This is a genomic window from Corynebacterium sp. HMSC06D04, from assembly GCF_001807315.1.
Lineage (GTDB): Bacteria > Actinomycetota > Actinomycetes > Mycobacteriales > Mycobacteriaceae > Corynebacterium > Corynebacterium simulans.
The window spans coordinates 161,892-166,770 of the sequence record NZ_KV788561.1; the positions used below are offsets into that span (position 1 = coordinate 161,892).

Genomic DNA, 4,879 nt, shown 5'->3' on the forward strand with positions numbered 1-4,879 from the left:
CCCCGCCGTAGCTCCGGGTGTGGCGGGCCCGCTCAATGATGCAATTGCCACTTTGGAGGAGGGCAACGCTGCGAATAAGCAGCTGCTGGGTAATCTCCAGGCACTCAGCAATGACAGCAATGAGACCGCCAAGTCCGTGAAGTCCACGGCGGATGCGGTCAATCAGGCGGCGCAGGATACGAAGAAGACCTCCCAGGTTCTCTCGGACACAGTCGATAAGTCTGTGCCGGAGATTAATCGCGCGATGAGCAACCTAAGCTCCAAGGTCGGTGCGTTCTCGGCTTCGCTGGACACCCAAAAGGCGACGATGGAGGAAGCACAGAACTTGCTGGACGGCGTCGGCAAGCAGCTTGGCGCAACCCAGGACGCACTTGGTTCCTTCGATTCAGATCTTGCCTCCCTGGCAGATGGTGTGGAGGGCGCGCGTGACGACGTCCGCGCCATCACCGCTCACTCGCGGACCAAGGAACTGCAGACCATCACCGGCCTGAACTCCGATGAGATTGGTTCCTTCTTCGCTGATCCCGTTGAGGTGAAGAGCGCGCCAGTCTATCCGGTGGGCTCCTACGGTTCCGCGATGGCCTCGCTGTTTACGAACCTCTCGCTGTGGATCGGTGCCTTCGTGCTCGTGGTCATCTTCCGCGTGGAGGTGGATCTCGAAGGCTTTAAGCGGCTCACGGTGGGCCAAGCTTATCTAGGCCGTTTCCTGCTCATGGCCGTGATGGCGATGGTGCAGGCTGTAATTGTCACCGTGGGTGACTTGGTCGTGGGCGTGCAGACAGTAAATCCAGTCGCATTCGTTGCCACCGGCGTGCTCATCGCGCTGGCTTATCTCAGCATCATCTACGCGCTGTCGACGGCCCTTGGTCACGTGGGCCGTGGCCTTGCAGTGGTGCTGGTTATCGTACAGATTCCGGGTGCCTCCGGCCTGTACCCGATTGAGCTGATGCCGAACTTCTTCCGTTCCATCTACCCGCTTCTGCCATTCTCATATGGCATCGACGCCATGCGCGAGACCATCGGCGGCTTCTATGGTCTGCACTATCTCAAGTTCATGTCCGTGCTGGCCTTGATGTTCGTAGTGGCTTTCGCCTTGGGCTTGTTGGGGCGTCGCAGCTTCGCGCACTTTAACTTGCTCTTTAACCGCGAGCTGGCCAAGACCGATCTCATCGCGGCAGAAAACGTCCAGATCGTCGGCGATGGTTACCGCTTCGCCGATGTCCTGAAGGCACTGCAAGGCCGTGAGGAATTCGCAGCTGATTTGGAAAAACGCAAGCACGATTACAGGCACTGGATCCGCGTGGCTGCAGTACTTGGCGTTGTGGGCATGGTGGTGCTCGGCATCGTGGCTGCGCTTGTGCCTTCGCAGAAACCATTGTTGTTGGGCATTTGGACGCTGTGGTGCCTAGTTATCTTGGGCATCGTGGTCACCCTCGAGTACCTGCGCAAGAGCCTCGCGCAGTCCACCGAGTTGGTGGACTTCAACGAGGAAGAGCTCCAGCACTCCGTTGCCGCCCGCGGTGAAGGTGTGCATTCGGCTCCGGCAGATGATGAGCAGTTCCAAGACGGTGTCTTGCACAATGAAGGCACTCTCAACGAAAAAGGCGAGGAGAAATAATGAAAAAGATCGGTGGAATTTTCTTCGATGATCTTCGCCGTGCCACTAGCAACGTCATGGCATCGGTCATCCTCTTTGGCCTCGTCGTTATCCCTTTGCTGTTTACTTGGTTCAACGTGTTGGCCAGCTGGGATCCTTTCTCCAACACGGGCCAGCTGAAGGTAGCCGTGGCCAGCGAGGATACCGGCTATAAAAGCGACATCTTCCCGGTTCCGGTCAACGTAGGCGAGAAGGTGCTCTCGGAGCTGCGTGCAAATGACAAGTTGGATTGGGTCATCACCGACGCTGAAGACGCCATCGACGGCACGAAATCTGGCGAGTACTACGCCTCCATCGTGCTGCCGGAGCACTTCAGCTCGGACATGATGACCTTTTATGCGGAAGGCTCCAAGCCGACCGAAATCTCGCTGTACACCAACGAGAAGAAGAACGCGCTGGCGCCGAAAATTACGAATAAGGGCGCAGAGGGCGTTTCCTCCCAAATCGCGGAGTCTTTCACACACACGCTTGGCGACGTCTCCCTAGGCCTGATTTCCTCCCTCGACGAATACCTCAACGAGTCCGACGCAAAGGCAACGTTGAAGCGCATTGAAGATCGTGCCGATGGCATCGAAGCACAGCTGCACACCGGCGCGCGTACGGCCCGTTCGATGGGCAGCCTGGTGGATTCTTCGGTGCCGCTCGTAGAAAGCGCACAGCGCATCGCCAATGCGCCGCGGCCTTCGCTGTCGGGCCCAACTGGAGATCTGAACCTGTCCACGGAGTCCCTCGACGCGGCGCTTTCGCAGACCGCCGATAGCTACGATGTAGTACGCCAGCGCATCGACGAACTATACGATTCAGCAGATACCTCGCGCGCCTCGATGCAGGCCACCTTGAATACGCTGGCAGGCCAGGTGCAAGGCCAGATTGATGCCTACAAAGGCCTGCGGGATCGCGTAAATAGCGATGTGAAGCCAGTGCTGCCGGCTGAGGCCGCGCAGCTGACCAGCAACCTCGACGAGGCCATTGCGGCACAGGAGGCCGTACACTCCCGCTTGGTGGCCGCAGCGAATGCGCCGGGTGCGCAGAAGCCGGACTTTTCTTCCATCGACCGCGCCCAGCAAGCGATCGAGTCTAGCCGCGACTCGCAGCTGCGCACCTCTGTGGGCAAGCTCCAAGACTCCCTGCAGCGCATCGGCAGTGACATCGACTCGCAGGGCTCCAGTATCAGCTTGGACACCGAGTCTCTGACCGGCGCCCGGGATGCGCTGAGCACCCTTGCTCAGGAGCTGGATTCGGATGCGGACCGCTTCGGCGAGCTAAAAGATGAGCTCGACCGCGCACGCGATACCGGCGATCTCTCGCGCCTAGCCAAGGTGGTGGGCAATAACCCGGATGCCCTGGCAAGCTTTATCGCCTCGCCGGTTTCGGTGGACCGCCAACCGGTCTACCCGGTGGCGTCCTTTGGCGCGGGCATGGCGCCGCTGTATACCACCCTGGCGCTGTGGGTAGGTAGCCTTCTTACGGCCGTCACGTTGCGTACTGACGTCAGCAACCGCGACTCTTATACCGTGGTGCAGCGCTTCTTTGGCCGCTTCGGCATCTTCGCGCTGATTGGCTTCTTCCAGTCCACGCTGCTTTCGCTTGGCCTTATCTTCTTCGTGCAGCTAGAACCGGCACATCCGGTGTTGCTGTGGTTGGCGGCCTGGGTCTCTTCGACCGTATTCATGATGATCATCTATACGCTCGTGGTCTCCTTCGCCAACGCCGGTAAGGCTTTGGGCGTGCTCTTGTTGGTCATTCAGGTCTCCAGTGCGGGTGGTGCTTATCCGTTGCAGCTTTTGCCGGAGTGGTTCCAGAACATTAGCCCGTGGTTGCCGGCAACGTACACGATTCGCGCCTTCCGCGCGGCAATCGGCGGCGTCTATCACGCTGATTACTGGCTCTCGCTGCTGGTGCTGCTGGTCTTCCTGCTGCCGATGTTCTTCCTCGGCATCGTCCTGCACAAGCCACTGCATGCTTATACCTCGAAGCTGGATGCAGCACTCGCTGAGACCAAGCTGATGTAATACCGAACTAGAATCGCCGGCATGGCATCTACACCCCGCTCAGTTACCTATCGTTACGTCGACTCGCCTGTGGGCGAACTCCTCGTGGCGGCGACTGAGCGGGGTGTGGTCTATCTGGCCTTCGCGTGCGAAGAGTCCGCGGAAGTCTTGGCGCTCCTCAACAACAAGATCGGTCCGGCAACCATGGGCACAAGTCCGGTGCTGACTCTTGCTGCCGCACAGCTAGACGAGTACTTCGCAGGCGCGCGCCGCACCTTCAGCGTGCCCATCGATGAGTCCCTCACCTCGGGCTTTCGCCAGCGCGTCCAAAGGTTACTGACGGACATTCCGTACGGCGCGACCACTACCTACGCCCAGCTTGCCGACGCCGCCGCAAACCCCAAGGCTGTCCGCGCCGTGGGCAGCGCCTGTGCGCGTAACCCCGTGCCGATTATCGTGCCATGCCACCGCGTATTGCGCAGCGACGGCAGTCTCGGCGGCTACCGCGGCGGCGTGGAGGCGAAGGAGATGCTGCTGCGCCTAGAAAGTGGCGCTCGAACGCCTTAGTCCTCGTCCCCCTAGCTCCGCCTTTGCTCTGCCAACCCAGCCGGACTCAAGAAAACGCAAATGGTCCCAACTCCGAAGAGCTGGGACCCGTGGCGGAGGATAGGGGATTTGAACCCCTGAGGGATGTGACTCCCGCACGCGTTCCAGGCGTGTGACATAGGCCGCTAGTCGAATCCTCCGTTGGAAAACATTATCAGCCTTGTCTAGAGCGGCAAAATCCGCAGGTCAATAGCGGAAAGGTGGCCTGCAAATCGCGCAGGTCGTCCGCGAGCCACGCGGGCCGAGCGCAAACTATTCGGGCCGAGCATGAATCGCGCGGCCTGAGTGCAATCCGTGCGGGCGCCGCCTCCAAATGGTGAGGTCACGTCCAAATGGTGAGGTCGACCCTTTGCGGATGGTGGTGCTGTTAACTGGTGGGGTTGCTGAATGGTGAACTCACCATCTGCACCTCACCATTTGGCCCTTTCGTGCCGCCGCGGAGTACTGATCTCCGTTTGAATGGCAGGCCGCGTTCCTAAATGGTCAAGCCTTGTCGCAATCGCTGATGTGGAAGTGGAACAGTAGGGCAGGTGGTGCGTGGATTTACCATCCTCGTTTGCCGTCTGGGTATTTGCGGTGCCTTGGGGATGTCGGGGGGTGTTCCTATATAGGTTGTCAACTCCGT

4 protein-coding genes and 1 tRNA gene are annotated in these 4,879 nt (G+C 59.6%); 3 read left to right on the forward strand and 2 right to left on the reverse strand.

Features of this window, described 5'->3' with window-relative positions; genetic code table 11:
* From HMPREF3155_RS13345 to HMPREF3155_RS11765, 3 genes are all read left to right on the forward strand, one after another.
* Positions 1 to 1,618: YhgE/Pip domain-containing protein (locus HMPREF3155_RS13345; protein ID WP_246817733.1), on the forward strand; the 1,618-nt coding region annotated here is incomplete at its 5' end.
* Positions 1,618 to 3,669: a YhgE/Pip domain-containing protein gene (locus tag HMPREF3155_RS11760; RefSeq protein ID WP_070433397.1), complete on the forward strand. Its 2,052-nt coding sequence runs from the start codon at positions 1,618 to 1,620 to the stop codon at positions 3,667 to 3,669. The genes HMPREF3155_RS13345 and HMPREF3155_RS11760, both read left to right, overlap by 1 nt.
* Positions 3,670 to 3,690: 21 nt before the next feature.
* Entirely contained in the window at positions 3,691 to 4,215 is a 525-nt protein-coding gene (locus HMPREF3155_RS11765; RefSeq protein ID WP_070433398.1) for a methylated-DNA--[protein]-cysteine S-methyltransferase, read from the forward strand.
* Between the two features lie 90 nt (positions 4,216 to 4,305).
* Here HMPREF3155_RS11765 and HMPREF3155_RS11770 read toward each other — a convergent pair.
* Together HMPREF3155_RS11770 and HMPREF3155_RS13085 are read right to left on the reverse strand one after the other, a co-directional pair.
* Positions 4,306 to 4,394, reverse strand: a tRNA-Ser gene (locus HMPREF3155_RS11770).
* A gap of 24 nt (positions 4,395 to 4,418) precedes the next feature.
* The gene (locus tag HMPREF3155_RS13085; protein WP_168162321.1) at positions 4,419 to 4,580 is read right to left on the reverse strand and encodes a hypothetical protein; all 162 of its coding nucleotides are present in this window, start codon (positions 4,578 to 4,580) and stop codon (positions 4,419 to 4,421) included.
* Positions 4,581 to 4,879: the final 299 nt, after the last annotated feature.